Origin of the sequence: Bacillus cereus group sp. BfR-BA-01381, assembly GCF_022663555.1 — a bacterium.
Taxonomy (GTDB): domain Bacteria; phylum Bacillota; class Bacilli; order Bacillales; family Bacillaceae_G; genus Bacillus_A; species Bacillus_A pacificus.
The window spans coordinates 1-334 of record NZ_JAKUFR010000255.1; the positions used below are offsets into that span (position 1 = coordinate 1).

The window sequence follows — 334 nt, forward strand, 5'->3', positions numbered from 1 at the left end:
CCCTATACAATAAAGATGTAAACAAAAGAGACAACAAAAGGAGGAAACAATCATGATGAAGGAAATCGTAAAAGCAATCTTTGAGGTATTAGTGAACGGACAAGCAGTTGTAAAAGAACTAAACGAACTATAAAAAGGAGTGAAAGAATATGATGAACATGGTAAAAATGATTTTACACGCTTTAGTTGATGCAAAAGCAGTTAGCCAAGAATTAAACCAACAATAAAAAGGGGTAAATGAATATGAAGAAAGCCATTATTGTAATCGCAAGTACAGCAATTGCCTTTTACACAATAAAAAATAGAAAAAAGAAGCACAATAAAAACGATCTAT

At 31.1% G+C, this 334-nt stretch carries 1 protein-coding gene; it reads left to right on the forward strand.

Going from position 1 to position 334, the window contains the following annotated elements; all coding sequences use genetic code 11:
- Positions 1-237: 237 nt before the first annotated feature.
- On the forward strand, positions 238-334 hold a 97-nt coding region (locus tag MR079_RS28590; RefSeq protein ID WP_242269977.1), incomplete at its 3' end, for a spore coat protein B.